17 protein-coding genes are annotated in these 21337 nt (G+C 32.9%); 4 read left to right on the top strand and 13 right to left on the bottom strand.

The window, feature by feature from the left end; translation table 11 throughout:
- Positions 1-3 precede the first annotated feature (3 nt).
- Positions 4-1809, top strand: coding sequence for a peptide MFS transporter (locus ACOYLP_RS01155; protein ID WP_422854335.1), 1806 nt, complete (start codon positions 4-6; stop codon positions 1807-1809).
- 52 nt (positions 1810-1861) lie between these two features.
- On the top strand, positions 1862-2326 hold the full coding sequence (locus ACOYLP_RS01160) for a thioredoxin family protein (RefSeq protein WP_422854336.1): 465 nt from the start codon (positions 1862-1864) through the stop codon (positions 2324-2326).
- A gap of 15 nt (positions 2327-2341) precedes the next feature.
- On the opposite strand, the gene ACOYLP_RS01165 is transcribed toward ACOYLP_RS01160, so the two are convergent.
- The 4 genes from ACOYLP_RS01165 to surE all read right to left on the bottom strand — a co-directional run bounded on the left by ACOYLP_RS01165 (position 2342) and on the right by surE (position 7006).
- Positions 2342-4060, bottom strand: a complete 1719-nt coding sequence (locus tag ACOYLP_RS01165) for a ComEC/Rec2 family competence protein (protein ID WP_422854337.1) — start codon at positions 4058-4060, stop codon at positions 2342-2344.
- Between the two features lie 351 nt (positions 4061-4411).
- Positions 4412-5002, bottom strand: coding sequence for a C40 family peptidase (locus ACOYLP_RS01170; RefSeq protein WP_422854338.1), 591 nt, complete (start codon positions 5000-5002; stop codon positions 4412-4414).
- Between the two features lie 39 nt (positions 5003-5041).
- On the bottom strand, positions 5042-6163 hold the full coding sequence (gene lpxB / locus ACOYLP_RS01175) for a lipid-A-disaccharide synthase (RefSeq protein WP_422854339.1): 1122 nt from the start codon (positions 6161-6163) through the stop codon (positions 5042-5044).
- A 72-nt stretch (positions 6164-6235) separates the two neighbouring features.
- Entirely contained in the window at positions 6236-7006 is a 771-nt protein-coding gene (gene surE, locus ACOYLP_RS01180; protein WP_422854340.1) for a 5'/3'-nucleotidase SurE, read from the bottom strand.
- 206 nt (positions 7007-7212) lie between these two features.
- Between surE and ACOYLP_RS01185 the strand changes: the two genes are divergently transcribed.
- Positions 7213-9483 (top strand): carboxy terminal-processing peptidase, encoded by a 2271-nt coding sequence (locus ACOYLP_RS01185; RefSeq protein WP_422854341.1) that lies wholly within the window; start codon positions 7213-7215, stop codon positions 9481-9483.
- A gap of 35 nt (positions 9484-9518) precedes the next feature.
- Here ACOYLP_RS01185 and rodA read toward each other — a convergent pair whose 3' ends face one another.
- Genes rodA through purH form a run of 6 tightly spaced genes read right to left on the bottom strand, consistent with a single transcriptional unit; the run spans position 9519 to position 16718 of the window.
- Positions 9519-10778: a rod shape-determining protein RodA gene (gene rodA, locus ACOYLP_RS01190; RefSeq protein ID WP_422854342.1), complete on the bottom strand. Its 1260-nt coding sequence runs from the start codon at positions 10776-10778 to the stop codon at positions 9519-9521.
- Positions 10779-10789: 11 nt separating this feature from the next.
- Complete coding sequence (gene mrdA, locus ACOYLP_RS01195; protein ID WP_422854343.1) at positions 10790-12730, bottom strand: penicillin-binding protein 2; 1941 nt, start codon at positions 12728-12730, stop codon at positions 10790-10792.
- On the bottom strand, positions 12727-13233 hold the full coding sequence (locus ACOYLP_RS01200) for a rod shape-determining protein MreD (protein ID WP_422854344.1): 507 nt from the start codon (positions 13231-13233) through the stop codon (positions 12727-12729). The genes mrdA and ACOYLP_RS01200 overlap by 4 nt, the downstream gene beginning before the upstream one ends.
- Positions 13226-14053 carry a rod shape-determining protein MreC gene (gene mreC / locus ACOYLP_RS01205; RefSeq protein WP_422854345.1) on the bottom strand — a complete coding sequence of 276 codons (828 nt, stop codon included), beginning with the start codon at positions 14051-14053 and terminating at the stop codon, positions 13226-13228. The genes ACOYLP_RS01200 and mreC overlap by 8 nt, the downstream gene beginning before the upstream one ends.
- 56 nt (positions 14054-14109) lie before the next feature.
- Positions 14110-15138 (bottom strand): rod shape-determining protein, encoded by a 1029-nt coding sequence (locus tag ACOYLP_RS01210; protein WP_422854346.1) that lies wholly within the window; start codon positions 15136-15138, stop codon positions 14110-14112.
- 53 nt (positions 15139-15191) lie between these two features.
- Positions 15192-16718 (bottom strand): bifunctional phosphoribosylaminoimidazolecarboxamide formyltransferase/IMP cyclohydrolase, encoded by a 1527-nt coding sequence (purH, locus tag ACOYLP_RS01215; RefSeq protein WP_422854347.1) that lies wholly within the window; start codon positions 16716-16718, stop codon positions 15192-15194.
- A gap of 196 nt (positions 16719-16914) precedes the next feature.
- Here purH and ACOYLP_RS01220 point away from each other — a divergent pair, with 196 nt between their 5' ends.
- Entirely contained in the window at positions 16915-18171 is a 1257-nt protein-coding gene (locus ACOYLP_RS01220) for an ABC transporter permease (protein ID WP_422854348.1), read from the top strand.
- Between the two features lie 132 nt (positions 18172-18303).
- Here ACOYLP_RS01220 and accD read toward each other — a convergent pair whose 3' ends face one another.
- The 3 genes from accD to ACOYLP_RS01235 form a co-directional block, all read right to left on the bottom strand.
- Positions 18304-19158: an acetyl-CoA carboxylase, carboxyltransferase subunit beta gene (gene accD, locus ACOYLP_RS01225; RefSeq protein ID WP_422854349.1), complete on the bottom strand. Its 855-nt coding sequence runs from the start codon at positions 19156-19158 to the stop codon at positions 18304-18306.
- Positions 19159-19222: 64 nt separating this feature from the next.
- The gene (fbaA, locus tag ACOYLP_RS01230) at positions 19223-20290 is read right to left on the bottom strand and encodes a class II fructose-bisphosphate aldolase (RefSeq protein WP_422854350.1); all 1068 of its coding nucleotides are present in this window, start codon (positions 20288-20290) and stop codon (positions 19223-19225) included.
- Positions 20291-20363: 73 nt separating this feature from the next.
- Positions 20364-21337: BamA/TamA family outer membrane protein (locus tag ACOYLP_RS01235; RefSeq protein ID WP_422854351.1), on the bottom strand; the 974-nt coding region annotated here is incomplete at its 5' end.

Here is a 21337-nt window from a genome sequence, read left to right on the forward strand (position 1 = left end):
GTTATGAGTCAAAATTCAACCGATCAGTTTTTTAAAAGTACCGTTTTAGGTCATCCTTCTGGATTATTTGTTTTATTCTTTACAGAAATGTGGGAACGATTTTCATTCTACGGAATGCGTTCTTTATTAATTTTATTCTTAACATCTTCATTTGTTGATGGTGGTTGGGGATGGACTCGTGAAAATGCATCTTCCTTATTTGGATCCTATGTTGGATTGGTTTATTTGTCAACCATGCTTGGAGGTTATTTTGCCGATAAAGTTATTGGTTTCCGCTGGGCAGTTATGCTTGGTTCTTTCTTAATGACTTTGGGTCATGCCGCCATGGCAGTTGAAACTCATTTTTCTATTTATTTAGGATTGGTTTTATTGGTTTTTGGAAATGGATTTTTTAAACCCAATATGGTTTCTATAATCTCAGAAATGTATAAAGACCGACCAGAGAAAAAAGATGGAGCTTATACGCTCTTTTATATGGGGGTTAACGCCGGTGCTTTTTTTGGAATTTTACTTTGCGGTTATTTAGGTGAAAAAGTAGGTTGGGGTTATGGTTTTGGCTTGGCAGGTATTTTTATGTTTTTCGGAATGATTCAATTTTGGTTATCACAAAGCATATTTGGTGAAATTGGTTTAAAACCAAATAAAGAAAGCAAAGCTAAAAAGGAAACTTTGGATGACGACAAAAGAAATCCATTTACATCTTGGCAGTTGGTCGTTATTGCTATTTCAGTTACTTTGGGATTACTTTGGATAATCAACGCTCCAGCTTCTAAAATATCAGGAGGAAAAATCGATGTCTTCGGATTTTTGGGAAGTAATGGAAATTCAACCGCTATTTTGAGTGCTTTAGGATTGTTCATTATTTTACTGATTTATCGTTTAACACAATATTCTAAAATTACCCGTGAAAAATTAATGGCAGTGACTTTTTTTGCTTTCCTGGCCATTTTCTTTTGGGCCATATTTGAGCAATCGCCTAATAGTTTAACCATTTTCGCAAAAGATTATACCAACAGAGTTTTGGAAGGAAATTGGAGCATAATTTTCTTAATTGTCAATTCCTTAATTACTATTTTACCATTAGCCATTATTACTTGGTTAATGTTAAAGATGTTCAGTCAGACATTCAAAAATTATGCTGTTGCAAACATCATATTAAGCTTAAGTTTTGTCATTATTTGGAGCATAGCTATTTGGATGTTGGCAAAAGACTATTACACAGCTGGTGTTCTATCACTTTCTGACAGTACGCTGAATTTATTAAAAATTGATAAAGTTACTTCGCCACTTACCGAAGTTCCGGCGACTTGGTTTTCAACTTTAAACTCGTTATTTATTATTTCTTTAGCACCATTGTTTTCTAAATGGTGGGAAAGTAAATACAATCCAATTGCTACTGTTAAGTATGGAATCGGAATGTTATTTCTTGGAATCGGAATGGCATGTGTTGCAATAGGAGCAAGCGGAATTGAGCCCGGAGCTAAAACAGCATCAGTAAGTATGATTTGGTTGATTTTAGTATTTCTTTTTCATACTATGGGAGAATTGTGTATTTCGCCTGTTGGGTTGTCCTATGTTAGTAAATTAGTTCCAGCTAGAATGATTGCCCTTATGTTTGGAATATGGTATTTGGCTGTTGCAATAGGTATGAAAGGAGCTGGAATTTTCGGGGAAAACATCGACAAGATTGCTGATGAACACGGGTTGAGTTATTTCTTTTGGATTTTGACAATAATTTCTGTAGTTATCGCGCTATTATCCATAGTCATGTCTCCAATTATTAAAAAATTGATGCATGGTGTCAGGTAATTGACATTATGTTGGTATTCTTTTTGTTATATTTGAAAAAAAATTTAAAACGATGAAAAAAATAGTAATTACTTTATTTCTAATCTTGGGTTCGTTAACAATACAAGCGCAAGAGTTAACATGGCAAACTAATATAAATAAAGCCATGGAGATTTCAAAAAAATCTAAAAAACCATTATTTTTATTTTTCACAGGAAGCGATTGGTGCGGATGGTGTATTCGTTTACAAAAAGAAGTTTTTAAAACTCCCGAATTTGAAAAATGGGCTAAAAATAATGTTGTACTAGTTGAACTAGATTTCCCAAGACGAACTCCTCAAGAACCAGAAATTCAAAAACAAAATGCTGAATTACAACAAACTTTTGGCGTTCAAGGATATCCAACCGTTTGGTTTGTTAATGCAAGCAAAAAAGACGGTAAAATTAATCTTGAAAAATTAGGAAGTACGGGATATCTTGCGGGCGGACCATCTGCTTGGTTAGCAAATGCAAATCAAATTTTAGGTAATAAAAAATAGTAATTTCAACTAACATTAAATCTTATAAAATCCCTTTTCATTGGTATAGTGAAAAGGGATTTTTTCTTTTTTACAAGTTGCCTCCCAAATCCGAATATAGCTTTTAAAGTTTGAACCATCAACAATGATTTCTTTGGGTTTGTATGTCTTGATCAAGCGCTGCATATTGAGTTTTGGCGATTGAATAATTACTAAAATATCAGGATAAATTTCCTTTTGATAAATACACGAACTGTCAATGACTAATATTTTCTGATGTTTGAAATACATTAGATTTTGCAATGATTTTTTTGCTGTAACTTCACAAAAATTGTCAACCAAATACGATTGAATAAGTAAATTAGAATACAGGTTTTTACGAATGCTATCATTACTATAAACAGTTACTGCATTCCCATTTCTTTCTGTAATTATTGTGTTCTTTTTATAATTAAAAACGATTAACTCTTCATTATTTTGACTTTCTTTTTTTTTAATAATAAATATAATCTGCATTAGAAGAATGCTTGCAAAAACTATTGTTAGTCGCTTAAAAGCGGGTCTTTTAATCCAAAGAATAATTAGAATAATTACCAAATAGGAACTCCACAGCATTGCTGTCGAAAACGAAATATTTTTAAAAACAAAAACATCAAATGAAGCAACCCAATGAATAATACTATTTAGAAGAGCAATCAAAAACTCAATAGCTTTTGCAATGAATTCAGGAACAGTATGAAATGTAGTAATCAGTACAGCTACAACACCAACCGCCATAATTATACCGAGTAAAGGCAGAATAAGCAAATTGGTTACAAAAAACAATCCCGGGAATTGATGAAAATAATAAATGCTTAATGGCATTGCGCCTATTTGTGCTGCAAAAGAAACGGTGATAATATCCCAAAAGTAGGTAATGATTTTATTTTTTGGTTGCCAAATGTTAGCTAAAATAGGTTGTAACCAAAGTATAAAAAACAAAGCAAGATAGCTCAATTGAAATCCTACATCAAATAAAAAAGACGGTTTGAAAAGCAAAATCAGTAGCATAGAAACTACTAGCGTATGAAAAATATTGACTGTTCTTCTTAAGTGAATTCCGATTGCCAGAAAGGAAAACATAGTTACCGAACGCACGATTGATGGAGATAGACCAGCCAAAATAGCAAATGACCAAAGCGACAAAACAACTAAAGTTAATTTCAACAGAGAGCCTTTTCTTGAATTACTAATTGGTTTTAGTAAAAAAGTAATAAAAAGCAAAATGAAACCAACATGCAAACCCGAAACGGACAAAATATGAATCGCTCCGGCATATTGATAATCTTTCAAAACTTCGGGGGAAATGTCTTGTTGCTGCCCAAGAATTAATGCATTTAGCACATTTAATTCTTCATTTGAAATAGCAGATTTTTCTAAGTTTGAAATTATAGTTTCTCTAAAATTTGAGAAACCTGCCCACAAACTTGCTTCGTAATTTGTAATTTTTATTTGATTTGGTTTTGTATATACTTGCGCATATATTTCTTGATTTTCAAGGTATTTACCATAATCAAATAAGCTTGGATTTAATGGATTTTTGTTTTTAAAAACGATCCCAATTACTTCTAAACGAGAACCGATTTTCAGATTTTTACTATTATCTTCTTTAGGAATATTTAGAATAACTTTTCCAAAACTTCTTTCGAGATCAATATTTTTTACGGCAGTAATATATCGTTTATTTTTTTGAGTGCTTTTTAGCTTTTCAACCAAAAGTAAATCTAATACATGAGCTTTATCTTAATACTTAATTTGATTGGTATAATGATATTGATTTGAGTTTTCTTTATGTATAAGAGATGTTGAAATTCCTAGTAAAAAAGATGCTAGAAAAACAAAAATTCCAAAGAGTATATTGTAAAGACTATTCTTTTGACTGTAAAGAGAAGAAATGTATAAGACAATTATACCAAATAATAAGCAACTAAATATAAAAATAGAATTCGGACTTACTATCCGACACAAAAGTATTCCAAATAGAAATCCAATAAATATTCTCGCTAAAGGAAATTGTAAGATTTTCACATAATAAAAGTAAGTAAAAATTCAATTCCTGCAAGAAAATTATTCTATAATTCTGTTGATTCGTTTAAAAGTTCTCTCGTAATACGATTCTTTTAAAGAAGAAATAATGACACCGCTTTGGGTTGAAGAATGAATGAATTTAATCTCGTCGCCATTTACTTCGACAATCATACCTACATGATTTATTCGATGTTGCCCGCGATTGATAAAGAAAATAAGGTCTCCCTTTTTGGCATTCTCAGGTTTTATTTCTATGCCAATTTTAGCCATTTCGTGTGAGGAACGAGGAAGCGTAATGTCAAATTTTTTGAATGTGGAATACATTAAACCTGAGCAGTCAAAACCTGCTGTAGTTGTTCCGCCAGAACGATAACCAGTACCTAACTTATCTGATGCAACATTAATGAGCTGTAATGCAAGATAACTCTCAGTATTATTTTCGATAAAAATATCGGTTGCATTATTGTCATTGAGAACAGTATTTTTTTTCTTTGGGTCGGTATTAAAACCATTTATCGATGTGCCCAGAGTAGAAAATTCGTTTAAAATAACATTATGTATGCTATTGTTTGAGGCAAAAGTGCAGCCGCATACAATCAAAAAAAGAGCTATTTTAAATATATTTTTCATTCACTTAGGTAAGGGGGGCAAATATAGTGTTTTAAACACTTAAGCCAAATTTTTTAACACTTTAACAATTATTTTTGCGGTTTTTTCACTGGCACCAACGCCACCAAGTTTAGACTCCAAGTCGTCATATTTTTTTAACAACACTTTTCGGTGATTTTCTTCTAATAATTTGGAAAGCTCTTGCTCTAAATTTTTAGAATTGAATTTTTCTTGAATGAGTTCAGTAACAACTAGTTCATCCATAATCAAATTGACTAACGAAATATACTTTAAGGTAATAATCCTTTTAGCAATTTGATACGATGCCCAACTTCCTTTATAACAAACAACTTCGGGCACTTTGAATAAGGCAGTTTCCAGAGTTGCCGTTCCTGAAGTTACCAAAGCTGCAGTAGCAATACTAAGTAAATCATAGGTTTTGTTAGAAATAAACTTCACGTTTTCGTTGGTCAAAAATGGTGAATAAAAATGATATTCCTGACTTGGAGCACCGGCAATTACAAACTGATATTCAGGAAAATCAGAGACTATGCTCAACATAACGCTTAACATTTTGGAAATTTCCTGTTTTCTGCTTCCGGGAAGAATTGCAATGATTGGTTTTTCGTTTAGATTATTCTCTTTTCGAAAAGTTGCTTCATCAGTTTTTATGCGATTGTGAATAGCATCAATTAATGGATGACCAACAAATTCAACCGGAAAATGATGTTTTATTTCAAAGAAATCTTTTTCAAAAGGAAGAATGACAAATAATTTATCAAAATCTCTTTTTACGGCTTTGATTCGGTTTTCTTTCCATGCCCATATTTGTGGCGCAATATAATAATGCGTTTTTATTCCTTTACGTTTTGCCCATTTGGCAATCCGCATATTGAAACCTGGATAATCAATAAAAATTATTACATCTGGATTAAATTTTTCAATGTCGGTTTTACAAATTTTTATGTTATTGAGAATGGTTTTGAGGTTCATAACAACCTCAGAAAAACCCATAAAAGCCAATTCACGGTAATGTTTTACTAAAGTTCCTCCAACATTTTGCATCAAATCGCCACCCCAAAATCTAATATCCGCAGCATCATCTTCTTTTAAAAGGGCTTTCATTAAATTCGAACCATGTAAATCTCCAGAAGCTTCTCCGGCAATGATGTAATATTTCATTTTACGTGTATTTGTTTGATATTGGTGTAAAATGCAGTCGCTAATGCTCGCGTCAGTTTTATAGATTTAAAATCAAAAACCCCAAGAATTTAATTGTTGAATAGCATGATGAGCTGTTAAATCAAACTGTACTGGAACTATAGAAATGTATCCATTTGAAAGTGCCCATTCATCAGTATCTTCTCCTTTGTCTTGGTTAACAAATTCTCCTGTTAACCAATAATAATCTTTGCCATAAGGAGTTTGTCTTTTGTCAAATTTCTCCATCCAAATCGCTTTCGCTTGACGGCAAATTTTAATTCCTTTAATTTCTTCAAATTTTAGTTTAGGAAAATTAACATTCAAAACAGTTCCTTCCGATAGTTTTTTTGCCAAAACTTCTAAAGCAATTTTTTTGATATAAGGTTTTATTTGCTCAAAGTCAGCATTCCAATCATAATCCAACAAAGAGAATCCAATGGCTGGAATTCCTTCTATTCCTGCCTCAACGGCTGCACTCATCGTCCCGGAATAAATAACATTAATCGAAGAATTAGAACCATGATTAACACCTGACACACATAAATCTGGTTTTTTCTTTAGAATTTCATTAACTGCAAATTTTACACAATCTACTGGCGTTCCTGAGCAGCTATATTCAGTAATAGCAGCATTTTTGGCTGAAATTTTATTTAAATAAAGCGTACTGTTGATAGTAATTGCATGACCCATTGCACTTTGCGGACTATCCGGTGCAACGACAATTACTTCGCCAATTTCTGCCATGACTGAAATTAAGGCACGTATTCCTGGGGCATTTATGCCATCATCATTAGTAATTAAAATTGTTGGCTTGGATATCATATTTTGAAATTATGTAACTAGCACAGTTTTTTTGCGTCTTATGCACTGGCAAAATTAACTATTTTTAAGGTTTTAAACAGCTACATTTTTATAACTTTGAAAAATGTTACCAATTTTATGTAATACACTTTAATGATTTTAACAAAAATTTATCTAGACAAGAAATTCTAAGCCTATTTTTTTGTTTACTTTAGACCAAATAATTAATGAATAAAATAATTCAATTTATGAGAAGGAACTACAAAATACTAATTGTAATAATAGCGTTATGTATAGGTTTATGGAGTTTTATACCAAGAGAAAAATCTTCTGATCCTGAGAAAGATAAAATGTTGATAGAATTATTGACGTTTGTAATTGAAAAAGGACATTATAGCCCTGCAATGATCGATGATGCTTTTTCAAAAGGGGTTTATAAAGATTATTTGAATGCGTTAGATCCTTCCAAACGATTCTTCTTACAATCAGATATGGATGAGTTTGCCAAATATGAGACTCAAATTGATGACCAAATTAAAAGTAAAGATTTGACTTTTTTTGATTTGACTTATACTCGATTAATGAAAAGAATGGAAGAAAGCAAATCGTATTATAAATTAGCTTTAGAAAATCCATTTGATTACAAAAAAGTAGAATCTATAAATACTGATTACGAGAAATTACCATATTCGAAAAATATTCAAGAATTAAAGGAAAGATGGCGTTTACAAGTTAAATTATCTACTTTATCATCTTTAGTTGAAAAACAAAAATTAGAAGAGGATTTAGTAAAAGACAAAAGCAAAACTTTAGAGCAAAGGTTAAATGAGTATAGAGAAACTCAAGGTGACAAACTAAGCCCTGAATCAGAAAAGAAATTTATTTCAGATTTTGAGAAAAGAAAAAATCAAGCGCCAAAAACATATGAGCAATTAGAAAAGGAGACTAGAGAAAGCACATTAAATTCTTTGAATGACAACTTTAATTTCATTAAAGATTTGAATAGAGAGGATTGGTTTTCGATTTATATAAATGCGATAGCTTCTCGTTTTGATCCACATACTTCTTATTTTGCGCCAAATGATAAAGAAAAATTTGATGTGAGCATGAGCGGAAAATTAGAAGGAATTGGTGCTCGTTTACAAAAGAAAAATGATTTCACAGAAATTACAGAATTAATTTCTGGCGGTCCGGCATGGCGAGGAAAAGAGCTTGAGGCTGGAGATATTGTCTTAAAAGTAGCTCAAGCAGATGCGGAACCTGTTGATGTAGTTGGCATGCGATTAGATGATGTCGTTAAAAAAATAAAAGGACCAAAAGGGACAGAAGTTCGTTTAACTGTAAAGAAAACAGATGGTTCGATTAAAGTAATTACAATTATTCGCGATGAGGTTGAAATTGAAGAAACCTATGTAAAATCAAGTATTGTAGAAAAAGACGGCTTTAAATACGGAATAATTTATTTACCAAAATTCTATATCGATTTTGATGACCAGAACAGTCGCGATGCAGGAAAAGATGTCGCTAAAGAAGTTGAAAGATTAAAAGCAGCAGGCGTTCAGGGTATTGTAATGGATGTTAGAGATAATGGAGGAGGTTCCTTAAAAACTGTCGTTGATATTGCAGGATTGTTTATTGAGCAAGGCCCAATTGTTCAGATTAAATCGGCAGCGGGTAAAAAGGAAGTTCTTTATGATAGAGACTCCAAAGTACAATGGGATGGTCCGTTGGTAGTAATGATTAATGAATTTTCAGCCTCGGCTTCAGAGATTTTAGCTGCAGCCATTCAAGACTACAAGCGAGGTGTAATTATTGGAAGCAAACAATCATACGGAAAAGGAACCGTACAAAATGTAATAGATTTAAATCAGTTTGTTCGCGGTAATACCTTCGGAGATTTGGGCGCTTTGAAAACAACAACTCAAAAATTCTATAGAATAAATGGAGGCTCAACTCAATTGGAAGGAGTGAAAAGTGATATCGCTATCCCAGATAGATATTCCTATCTAAAAATGGGTGAAAGAGATATAGATAATGCCATGCCATGGGATAAGATTGATGCCGCTGATTACAAAGTGTGGGACAAACAAAACAATTTTGATTTAACTATTTCTAAAAGCAAGGAACGAATGAGTAATAATGCTCAATTGAATCTGATTGATGATAATGCAAAATGGCTGGATGAAAGAAATAAAGAAAACATTTATAGCTTAAACATAGATAAATTCAAAGCGGAACAAAAAGCATTAGACGAAAAGAATAAAAAATACAAGCCAATCGTTGACTATAAAAACAATTTTGATTTTAATTCGCTTCCTTATGAAGTTGATGAAATGAACAAAGATTTAGTGCTTAAAGAAAAACGTGAGAGATGGCATGAAAGTTTGTCAAAAGACATTTATATTGAAGAAGCTATTCATATTCTAAACGATTTACAATTGGAAAATACCAAAGGTTTAACATCAAAAGTTAAAAAAGAAAAACTTGTTAAATCGTAATTTTAAATACCTAATAAAGAAGTAATTTATTTAAATTACCACTCGTTTACTTTGTTGGCATCCATTTTTAGGAAGATAAAAAGTAATATGGTAAAACCCCAAAGTCCGGAACCTCCGTATGAGAAAAATGGCAGTGGAACACCAATGGTAGGGAATATACCTGCCACCATGGCTATATTTACAAAAAAGTGTATAAACAGAACAGCGGCAACACTATACCCATAGACTCGGCTGAATTTGGTTTTTTGCCTTTCGGATAAATAGATAATCCGCATTATTAAACAGAGGAAAAGACCAATTATAAAAAGACATCCTAAAAATCCCCATTCTTCGCCAACTGTTGTAAAAATATAATCGGTGTGTTGTTCTGGCACAAAACCACCTTTTGTTTGTGTTCCTTCTAGATATCCTTTGCCAAACCAACCGCCAGACCCAATTGCAATTTCAGATTGATTTGTGTTATAACCAATACCTTTCATATCGACTTCTTTGCCTAAAAGAATATTAAATCGGTCTCTATGATGTTGTTTAAAAACATTTACAAAAACATAATCTACTGAAAAGACAAAACCACCAATCATCACAAATACTAAGGCACTCAATATCCAATTTCTGTTTATGATTCGACTTCTATAATAAACAAATAGTATAACAACTAAAGCTATTACAGTTAGGATTAATGGTTTTATAATTAATGCTAATACAAATAAAATTAAGGTAATAAATCCTGTCAAAACATACCATGAAGGCAAACCTTCTCTGTATAAAACCAAAATAAAGACACAAAAAATTAGGGCACTTCCAGGATCATGTGGAGCAATTAACAAAATTGGCAGAAAAAGTATTCCTAATGCTTGAATCTGTCTATTTAAATCTTTCAGATTTACTTGAACATCACTCAAATATTTGGCTAAAGCCATAGCAGTTGCAACTTTTACAAATTCGGATGGTTGTATGCCAAAGGAACCAAAAGAGTACCAATTGGCTTGACCTTTTATGGTTTTCCCAAATACATATAAACCCGCTAAAGAAAGTAATCCGATTACATATATGATACTGGAAAATTTTTCGTAGAACTTTCCTTCAACAGATAAAACGATAAAAATTAGTGGAATCGTCAGGATGATAAACATAAATTGTTTCCCATAAATTTGACTAAAGTCAAAAATCGAAGTTTCCTGTTCAATTGAAGATAATGAAGACGAATAGATATTTAGCCAACCCATAATCACTAAGGCGAAATAGATGACTATGCTTATCCAGTCTAGATTATTGGTTACACTTTGATTTTTCATTTTTTGAGAAATTAAGGTTTTAGAGTAGTTCTCTTTTTAATTTCACTGGTATCTTTCACAGTAACTTTAACTTTTTCCTGCATTGAAACTTTGATATTTATCAAAGTGTCTTTTATGGGTTTGGCAATAAAACGGTTATATTCGGGTTGTAAGTCTTTTGCAAGAATTCTCGTTTCTAAATCTTTGCGTGTTATTTTATGTTTGATGTATTTTTCAATCATTAAACTGGCTATAGGTCCTGCTATAGTAGCTCCAAATCCACCATTTTCTACTAGTATGGCAATAGCAATTTTCGGATTATCCTTGGGAGCAAAAGCTACAAAAATAGAGTGATCTTTTAATTGTACTCTTTTGCCATCTACTTTGGTAAAATTTTCTGCTGTTCCTGTTTTTCCACAAATATCAATACCTTCAACATTTAAACCATGTGCTGTCCCCAAATTATAAACATCAAATAATCCACTAATCATGGATTCAAAATATTTTTTATTAATAGTAGTTACGTGTTTAGTGGTGAATTTTTTATCAATAACATGTCCTTTTATTTTTTTGATGATATGAGGCGTGTAATAATAACCACGATTGGCAACTGCCGCCATCATATTTGCTAATTGTACAGGCGTCATCAAAACTTCCCCTTGACCAATTGCGTTGGAAACAATGGTTTTACTATCCCAATGCCATCCAGGATACATTCTATTATAAGTTTTTCCCGTTGGAACTTTCCCTTTTTTCCCTGTTGGTAAATCGTATCCCATAAATTGACCTAATCCAAAACTTTTCACATGATTACTCCAAATATTAACCGCGGATTCCGGTTTCAAATACTTATTAATTATTCGCATGTACACATTTCCAAAATAGGCATTACAAGAATTATAAATTCCGTTATGCAGTTGATGAGGTCCTGATCCATGGCATTTCATGAACCTTCCTCTTGCATAACTAAATCCATGATTACACATGAAAGTAGTTTGTTCATCGATTACTTTTTCTTGTAAACCAATCAATCCAGTTAATATTTTAAATGGTGATCCAGGAGGATATTCTGCTAACAAACCTCTGTCATATAATGGTTTTGCAATAGAATCTTTGTATAAAGTAGTGTAATTTTTAGAACGCTGTCTTCCAACTAAAATTGCAGGATCATAAGATGGAGCAGTTACTAATGCTAAGATTTCACCTGTTTTTGGTTCGATAGCTACAATTCCACCACGTTTGTTAATCATTAATTCTTCTCCATATTTTTGAAGTTCGGCATCAATACTTAAATTAATGTCGCTTCCCTGAACAGCAATTGTATCAAATCTCCCTTCTTTATAAGAGCCAATATCCCGATTGTATTTATCCTTTTGAATATATTTTACCCCTTTTATCCCGCGTAAAAAATCTTCATAACTTTCTTCAACACCTTGTCTGCCAATTAAATCTCCGGAATTATAATACTTGTTTTTTTGAATGATTTTATCATTTACTTGAGTGATAAATCCAAAAACATTAGCTCCAAAAGCCACTTGATAATCTCTTAAAGATCTTTTTTGAATATAGAAGCCAACAAACTTTCTTTGAATTTCTTGAAAGGCAGCGTATTCTTTTTTATTTAGTTGAGATAGAAAAACTGAAGGAAGTCTAGGACTGTAAACTTTAGCTTTAGCAATTTTTTTAAGAAAATCTTCTTTGGTAATTTTTAATAAGGAACAGAATTCTGTTGTGTCTAAATCTTTGACATCTTTTGGGATAACCATAATGTCATAGGAAGGTTGATTGGCAACTAGAAGTTTCCCATTTCTATCATAGATATAACCACGCTCCGGATAATCATAAGCAATTTTAATGGCATTATTATCCGATTTTAATTTTAGCGTATCATCAATTACCTGTAAGTAAAAAAGACGCAAAACAAGTAAAATAGTAGCAACAAAAATAATAGTGGGTAGCAAAACCTTTCTCATCGCTTACTTGGCTTAATAATATAGATAATGATAATACAAGTTATAATTGTAAAAATGGTACTCAATAAAGTTCGAACCAAGATATCCCAAATGAAACTTACTTTAAAAACTTCTAGTACAAACAACACAAAGTGATGTAATACGATAGCAATTAGTAAAAATGAAAATCGTTCTGGTGTTAGTGCATCATTTAGTCTAACAGTTTGATATTCATAACTTAGACCAAAAGAAAATTTAAAGATAGCAGGTCTATAATAGGCAAGTACTAAACAAGCAGCTGCATGAACTCCACCTGAATTCCAAAACATATCCATTAGTAATCCTAACAAAAAACTAGCTGCTAATAATCCACTTTTGTTTCCGTTTACGGGATAAAGAATTATAAAAAGGATATAAGGAAACGGATTGATAAAGCCAAAAAGATCAATTCTATTGAATATCAGAATCTGAGCTGCAAGCAACAAAATAAAACGAGTAATATTTCCTAATAAGGCACTATTCATCTTTTTTACTTTGACTTTCTAAATTAATAATTTCTTCAGTGTCTTTATTTTTAATGATATATACATGTCCTAAGTTGGTCATGTCATTGAATAGTCTGATGTCCAGAGTATAGTAATTGGTTTCATTGTCAATATATACTTTTTCTATAGTTCCAATACCAATGTTTTCAGGGAATATGATAGATTGACCACCTGTTACAATCGTATCACCCTTACGAACACCGGCCAATCTTGGAACATCTATCAATTGAACAAAGCCGGTACTTTTGCCATTCCATACTAAAGAACCAAAGTGATTTGATTTTTTGATTTTTGCATTGATTTGCGATTTCACATTTAAAACACTGATGATGGTGGAATAGTTTTTCGAAGTTTTGTCTACAATTCCGACAATACCAGCACTGTTAATTACACCCATATTAGGTTTGATTCCTGAAGATTGACCATTATTAATGGTAATATAATTTTCAAGAATACTATATGAGTTATGAATTACTTTGGAAATAATGATATCTGTTTTCTTAACTCCTTTGATAGAATCAATTTGTGGGAGCTTAGTAGTGTCTTTAAGATTAAATAAAAGCGATTTTAAACGAGCATTCTCCTTAGCTAATTCTTCATTTTGTTTTCTTAATCCAAAATATTCATCAATATTATTTATCCTTTCGTAAATCCCGCCGGTAAAGAAATTGGCCGAACTTATGATTTTACTTTTGTGATAGGAATGTGATTGAATTGTCAGCGAAATAGATAGTGTCAAAAGCAGCAAAAACAGTAAGCGATTACTGTTTTTAAGTACAAAATTAACTATTTGCTGCATGGTTTAGCTGTATAAATATAAATGTAAACTGTATACTGAAAACGAAGTACTGAAAACTATTTTATAAGTATGCTTCTGAATTTCGGAATATTTTTAAGCGCCATTCCAGTTCCACGAACAACAGCTCTTAAAGGGTCTTCTGCAATGTATACCGGTAAATCTGTTTTTTGAGAAATACGTTTGTCTAATCCTCTCAACATAGATCCTCCACCTGCAAGATAAATACCAGTGTTGTATATATCGGCTGCTAATTCAGGCGGCGTTTGCGATAAAGTTTCCATAATCGCATCTTCAATACGTTGTATCGATTTGTCTAAAGCTTTTGCGATTTCTCTATAGGAAACTTCAACCTGTTTTGGTTTACCAGTCAATAAATCTCTTCCTTGAACTGACATATCATCTGGAGGTGTTTCTAAATCATCAGTAGCAGCACCAATAGTAATCTTTATTTTTTCTGATGTGCTTTCTCCTACAAATAAGTTGTGTTGCGTTCTCATGTAATACACAATGTCATTAGTGAAAACGTCACCGGCAATCTTAACAGATTTGTCACATACAATTCCACCTAAAGCAATAACCGCAATTTCTGTAGTTCCTCCACCAATGTCTACAATCATGTTTCCTTTTGGTTGCATAATATCGATACCAATACCAATTGCCGCAGCCATTGGTTCGTGAATAAGATATACTTCTTTTCCGTTTACACGCTCGCAACTTTCTTTTACGGCACGCATTTCTACTTCGGTAATTCCGGATGGAATACAAACCACCATTCTAAGTGCTGGTGTAAACATTTTTTTCTTTAAGGCCGGTATGCTTTTGATGAACATACTAATCATTTTCTCTGACGCATCAAAATCAGCAATAACCCCATCTTTTAAAGGACGTATGGTTTTTATATTTTCATGTGTCTTTCCCTGCATCATATTGGCTTCTTTACCAACAGCGATAATTTTTCCCGTTATTCGGTCTCTAGCAACGATTGACGGGCTGTCAATTACAACTTTATCATTGTGTATTATCAGAGTGTTTGCGGTACCAAGGTCGATGGCGATGTCCTCAGTCATGAAATCAAAAAATCCCATAGATTTATTTAGGGTTAATGTTTATAAAAATTTAACATACAAAGTTAAACAAATTAATGTTTAAAATGACGAGTTCCGGTAAATACCATTGAAACTTTATTTTCATTACAAAAATTAATACTCAACTCATCTTTTATAGAACCACCAGGCTGAATAACTGCAGTAATTCCAGCATTATGAGCAATTTCAACACAATCCGGGAAAGGGAAAAAAGCATCGCTTGCCATCACAGCACCATTCAAATCAAAACCAAAAGTTGTCGCTTTTTCAATTGCCTGTTTTAACGCATCTACTCTTGAAGTCTGTCCGGTTCCTGATGCTACTAATGTACTATTTTTTGCAAATACAATAGTGTTTGATTTGGTATTTTTACAAATTTTTGAAGCAAATATTAAATCGTCTATTTCCTGTGCGGTTGGAGCCGAATTAGTAACCACTTTTAAATGGTCTTTTTCATCAGTAATATTGTTTCTTTCTTGTACTAATAATCCATTTAAACAAGTTCTCACTTGACTGTTTGGTAATTCAACATCATACTGCACCAAAATAATCCTATTTTTCTTTTCAGATAAAATGGAAACAGCTTCTTCATCAAATGCAGGCGCAATTACCACTTCGCAGAAAAGTGAATTAATTTCTTTTGCTGTAGTTGTATCTATTTTCCCATTAGCAATCAAAACCCCACCAAAAGCCGAAGTTGGATCACCTGCTAAAGCTGCTAAATATGCTGCTGCCATAGTGCTTCTTGTAGCTAATCCACAGGCGTTATTATGTTTTAAAATGGCAAAAGTCGGTTCGTTGTTTTTGAATTCTAAAATTAAATTCACCGCTGCATCAACATCTAACAAATTATTATATGACAATTCTTTTCCGTGTAATTTGCTGAACATTTTGTCAAATTCGCCAAAGAAAAATCCTTTCTGATGTGGGTTTTCGCCATACCTTAAAATCTGACCTTCAGAAATACTTGTTTTGAAATAAGTATCATCTTCATTAAAATAATTGAAAATTGCAGTGTCATAATGTGAAGAAACATGGAATGCCTTTGTTGCCAAAAGTTTTCTTTGTTCTAATGTTGTGCTTCCGTTTTGTGCCGAAATAATATCTAGTAAAGTTGAATACTCATTTACTGAAGCTACGATAACGGTGTCTTTAAAATTCTTTGCTGCCGCCCGAATTAATGAAATCCCACCGATATCAATTTTTTCAATGATTTCAGCTTCGCTTGCGCCTGACGCCACTGTTTTTTCGAACGGATATAAATCTACTATTACTAAATCGAGTTGTGGAATTTCAAATTCACGCATTTGTTGTACATCTGTTTCATTCTCCTGACGGTTTAGTATGCCTCCAAAAATTTTCGGATGCAACGTTTTTACTCTGCCGCCAAGTATAGAAGGGTAGGAAGTAACTTCTTCAACAGGAACTACCGGAATCCCTAAATCATTAATGAATTCTTCGGTTCCACCAGTGGAATAAATTGTTACGTTTTGTTCGTGTAGTTTGCGAACTATCGGTTCTAATCCGTCTTTTGAAAAGACTGAAATCAGAGCCGATTGGATGGTTTTTGTTGTGCTCATTGTGTAGTTGTGTTTAGCTTCGATCAGTTCGGACAAAAGCGTCCTCGAATAAGGAACAAAAGTAGTTTTTTTGAATGCAAAATTCAAGTAAGAAGTGTAACAATATTTTATTTTTCCACACCAATAAAGCAATCTTTAAAATAGTGGTGATTTTCATTATATTTATCAAAATTTATAACACCATAAACCAACCTTAATGTTACTTTATTTAAGACTACTCAAAGAAAGTTTTACTTTTGCTATGAATGCGCTACGCATCAATAAATTGCGAACGATGCTTTCTTTATTGGGTGTCACTATTGGAATATTTTCCATCATTGCTGTGTTGGCAGCGGTTGATTCTTTAGATAGAAAAATTAAAGCTGATTTGAGTTCATTGGATAAAAACACGATTTATTTAACCAATAGGTCTTTTGGCCCAAGTGATATTCCGAGATGGAAGAGGGACCAATTTCCAAAAGTCAGTTATGAAGAATACCAATTTTTAAAATCTTCGTTGAACAATGTAGAAGATTTGTGTTACCAGTATATGACTTTAAACCAAACTCTAAAATTTGAAGCTAATACAGTTGATAATGTAAATATGGTTCCCGTAACTTCTGAGTTTACAGATATCCAGCGAATGGAGTTTTCCTCCGGGCGTTTTTTTAATGATTCAGAATCCAATTCAGGAAAGCAAGTGGTAGTGATTGGACATGAAATAGCAAAATCGCTTTTTAGTGAGCTTGACCCAATTGGGAAATCGATTCGTATGTATGGGCAACAGTTTACGGTGATTGGCATTACTAAAAAGAAAGGTGAATCCACTTTGGAATTTGGAGGAGGCGATGATGTTTCTGCTTTTTTTCCTTCTAATTTTCTAAGAAGAATTTATGGCGATAACAACTCAAAAGTATCTGCCTTGATAATAATAAAACCTGAAAAAAACATTGATATTGACGAATTGAAAGCTGAAATCTCTCAAAAATTACGATCTTTCAGAGGTGTAAAGGAAGGTGATATTAACAACTTTTTTATCAGTGTGCTTTCAGGGTTTACCGATTTGTTAGACGGATTAATAAGCCAAATTCGATTCGGAGGAATTATTATAAGTCTTTTTTCGTTTTTAGTTGGAGGTTTCGGAATTGCTAATATTATGTTTGTTTCCGTGAAAGAAAGAACCAATTTAATAGGAATTCAAAAATCATTAGGCGCAAAAAATAAATTTATCCTTTTTCAATTTTTATTCGAAGCAATTATCCTATGTTTAATAGGTGGAATTATTGGACTGCTGATAGTTTGGCTTTTGTCAATGTTGCTCACAAATGTATTGGAATTTGAATTTGTTTTAAGTTTTCTGAATATTCTTATAGGTTTTGGCCTGTCTATGATAGTAGGTTTGTTAGCCGGAATTCTGCCTGCTATTTCTGCCTCGAGATTAGATCCTGTAGAAGCGATTAGAAGCGGGATGTAATTGAGTGTTCAGTTTGCTGTCGCAGTGTTCAGTTTTTATAAATTATATTGACAAGAGTTTCTTCATTCCTAAAAAAAACACAAAGCGTAAACTTTGTGTCTTTCTATTCTTTGTTTCCTTTGTGGTAAATAGTTATCTGATATCCTGATTTAAAATCAAATCGAGATATAAATTAATCTTGTCTTTCAGTTCTTTTCTTGGTGCAATAAAGTCAAGGAAGCCATGGTCCAATACAAACTCAGCGGTTTGGAAACCTTCTGGTAAATCTTTTCCGGTAGTATCACGAACAACTCTTGGCCCAGCAAAACCAATTAAAGCGCCAGGTTCAGAAATGTTAACATCACCAAGCATCGCATAAGAAGCGGTTGTTCCTCCGGTTGTTGGATCTGTACAAAGCGAAATGTAAGGAATTTTAGCATCAGCTAATTGGGCCAATTTTGCTGACGTTTTTGCTAATTGCATTAAGGAATAAGCAGCTTCCATCATACGAGCACCACCCGATTTTGAAATCATTACAAACGGAATTTTGTGTTTGATAGCATAGTCAATACCTCGAGCAATTTTTTCTCCTACTACAGCACCCATAGAACCTCCAATAAAAGCGAAATCCATACAGCAAACTACTAAGTCTTTTCCTTTTGATTTTCCAACACCTGTCCTGACAGCATCTTTCAATCCTGTTTTGTCGATAGCGTCTTTTAATCTATCTGAGTATTTTTTGGTATCTACAAAACTCAATGGGTCTTTGGAAGTCATTTTAGCATCCAATTCTATGAATTCATTGTTGTCAAACAAGATTTCAAAATATTCTTTACTGCCAATTCTAACATGAAAATCATCTTCAGGACTAACCCAAAGATTTCTAGCTAATTCGTCTTGGTCAATAATTTTACCTGTTGGCGATTTATACCAAAGCCCTTTTGGAACGTCTTTTTTGTCTTCGGTTGCGGTAGTAATACCTTTTTCTGTCCTTTTAAACCAAGCCATAATTTTAATGGATAATGGATAATTGACAATGGATATTTAATAATTGTCAATTATCAATTGTTAATTATAATGTGTTAACGTTATTCAAATCAGCAAATGCCTGTTCTAATCTTTTGTTAAAAGTCACTTCGCCTTCGCGTATCCATTTTCTTGGATCATAGTGTTTTTTGTTTGGAGAATCTGCTCCGTCTGGGTTTCCGATTTGGGTTCTTAAATAATCAATCTTATTCAACATATAGTCTCTAATTCCCTCAGTAAATGCAAACTGTAAATCGGTATCAATATTCATTTTAATTACACCATAACCAATAGCTTCTCTAATTTCTTCTATTGTAGAACCGGAACCACCATGGAAAACAAAATCTACAGGATTGTGACCTGTATTGAATTTATTTTGAACATAATCCTGAGAATTTTTTAGGATTTTTGGAGTCAATTTTACATTACCCGGTTTGTATACTCCATGTACGTTTCCAAAAGATGCGGCAATAGTAAATCTGGGTGAAATTTTCAACAATTCTTCATAGGCATAGGATACTTCTGAAGGCTGAGTATATAGTTTTGAACTGTCAACATCTGAATTATCAACGCCATCTTCTTCTCCTCCTGTAATTCCCAATTCAATTTCTAAAGTCATTCCCATTTTGCTCATTCTTGCCAAATAGATTTTACAAATTTCAATGTTTTCTTCTAAAGGCTCTTCAGACAAATCAATCATGTGAGAAGAATACAAAGGTTTTCCTGTTTCGGCAAAATATTTTTCGGAGGCATCTAACAACCCATCAATCCATGGTAATAATTTTTTAGCACAATGGTCAGTATGCAGAATCACGGTTGCACCATAAGCTTCAGCTAAGGTATGAATGTGTTTTGCCCCCGCAATTCCACCTGCAATTGCTGCTTTTTCGCCCACATTTGAAAGTCCTTTTCCGGCATTAAATTGTGCGCCACCATTTGAAAATTGTATAATTACCGGAGCGTTTAGCTTAGCCGCAGTCTCTAAAACACCATTAATAGTGCTCGATCCTATTACGTTTACCGCAGGTAGGGCAAATCCTTTTGCTTTGGCGTAAGCAAAAATTGCTTGAACTTCATCTCCAGTTGCTACTCCGGGTTTAATATTATGAGCCATTGATTGTGTTGTTTCTAAGTTAATCTCAATCCGACGTTTTGGGATTGGGCTACAAAAATAATAATTTCTAATTTTAGAAAGGATAATTTATACCAATATTTAAAACGGATTTGTCAAAACGCATTTCTTTCAACCATTTTTCATTTTCAGGATTGGCAGGATTGAAGGTTTTAAACCCTAAATCTATTCGGATTACGAAAAAATTAAAGTCATACCTAAATCCAAATCCAGAACCAACTGCAATATTTTCTAAAGATTTCAAGCCCGAAAAAATAGCATCAGGATTTGTTGCAATATCGCTCACATTCCAAATATTTCCGGCGTCGACAAAAAGAGCTCCATTTAACTTTAAAAAAATATTAAAACGGAATTCTGTGCTAAATAACAGCTTCATATTGGCTTCATTAAAATCATTTATCGAGCCTGTTTTTCCTGGCCCCAAACCATAGGATTGCCATGCCCTTATGTCGTTTGTTCCTCCGGCAAAATAACTTCGGGAGAAAGGAACGCTGTTCGAGTTTCCGTAAGGAATGGCTACCCCGCAAAATGCTCTAGCAGCCAGGACTTTTTTACGTGTTAAATCCCAATGTTTGACAAATTCAAACTCGGTTTTAATATATTGCGAAAAAGCTACACCAAAAGAGGTTTTAGAACCTTCTTGTGTTTGTTTAGATGCGCCAGCTACTAGCGACATTAAATTTCCGGCTGATTCTATTTTTGCCTTGATTGCATAAAAATTATTGTCTGATAAATCTTTTTGAGAAGTTTTTGAAAAGGAAATACTTGAAGCAAAAATTAAGTTATCTTCGGTCAATCTTGATTTTTGCTCAACAATACTGTTAATAGATTTAGCATCATTGTTTGAAGGAACGATTAAACCAGTTTTGACGTCGTTTAGGAAACTATTGACGCCATCATTAATTATTAAATTGCCATTGGTGTCGAAATAACTTGGATCAGCGCCATAAATAATTGCTAATTGATTTAAAGCTTTATAAGACGAACGGTAAACATTAAAATAGTTACTCGGATTTATATTTTTTACAA

Source organism: Flavobacterium sp. (assembly GCF_049318325.1).
Lineage (GTDB): Bacteria > Bacteroidota > Bacteroidia > Flavobacteriales > Flavobacteriaceae > Flavobacterium.

Coding starts and splice junctions, on each gene's coding strand:
- ACOYLP_RS01155 (WP_422854335.1), top strand. CDS start 4: ATGAGTCAAAATTCAACCGATCAGTTTTTTAAAAGTACCGTTTTAGGT.
- ACOYLP_RS01160 (WP_422854336.1), top strand. CDS start 1,862: ATGAAAAAAATAGTAATTACTTTATTTCTAATCTTGGGTTCGTTAACA.
- ACOYLP_RS01170 (WP_422854338.1), bottom strand. CDS start 5,002: ATGAAAAATATATTTAAAATAGCTCTTTTTTTGATTGTATGCGGCTGC.
- lpxB (WP_422854339.1), bottom strand. CDS start 6,163: ATGAAATATTACATCATTGCCGGAGAAGCTTCTGGAGATTTACATGGT.
- surE (WP_422854340.1), bottom strand. CDS start 7,006: ATGATATCCAAGCCAACAATTTTAATTACTAATGATGATGGCATAAAT.
- ACOYLP_RS01185 (WP_422854341.1), top strand. CDS start 7,213: ATGAATAAAATAATTCAATTTATGAGAAGGAACTACAAAATACTAATT.
- rodA (WP_422854342.1), bottom strand. CDS start 10,778: ATGAAAAATCAAAGTGTAACCAATAATCTAGACTGGATAAGCATAGTC.
- mrdA (WP_422854343.1), bottom strand. CDS start 12,730: ATGAGAAAGGTTTTGCTACCCACTATTATTTTTGTTGCTACTATTTTA.
- ACOYLP_RS01200 (WP_422854344.1), bottom strand. CDS start 13,233: ATGAATAGTGCCTTATTAGGAAATATTACTCGTTTTATTTTGTTGCTT.
- mreC (WP_422854345.1), bottom strand. CDS start 14,053: ATGCAGCAAATAGTTAATTTTGTACTTAAAAACAGTAATCGCTTACTG.
- ACOYLP_RS01210 (WP_422854346.1), bottom strand. CDS start 15,138: ATGGGATTTTTTGATTTCATGACTGAGGACATCGCCATCGACCTTGGT.
- purH (WP_422854347.1), bottom strand. CDS start 16,718: ATGAGCACAACAAAAACCATCCAATCGGCTCTGATTTCAGTCTTTTCA.
- ACOYLP_RS01220 (WP_422854348.1), top strand. CDS start 16,915: ATGTTACTTTATTTAAGACTACTCAAAGAAAGTTTTACTTTTGCTATG.
- accD (WP_422854349.1), bottom strand. CDS start 19,158: ATGGCTTGGTTTAAAAGGACAGAAAAAGGTATTACTACCGCAACCGAA.
- fbaA (WP_422854350.1), bottom strand. CDS start 20,290: ATGGCTCATAATATTAAACCCGGAGTAGCAACTGGAGATGAAGTTCAA.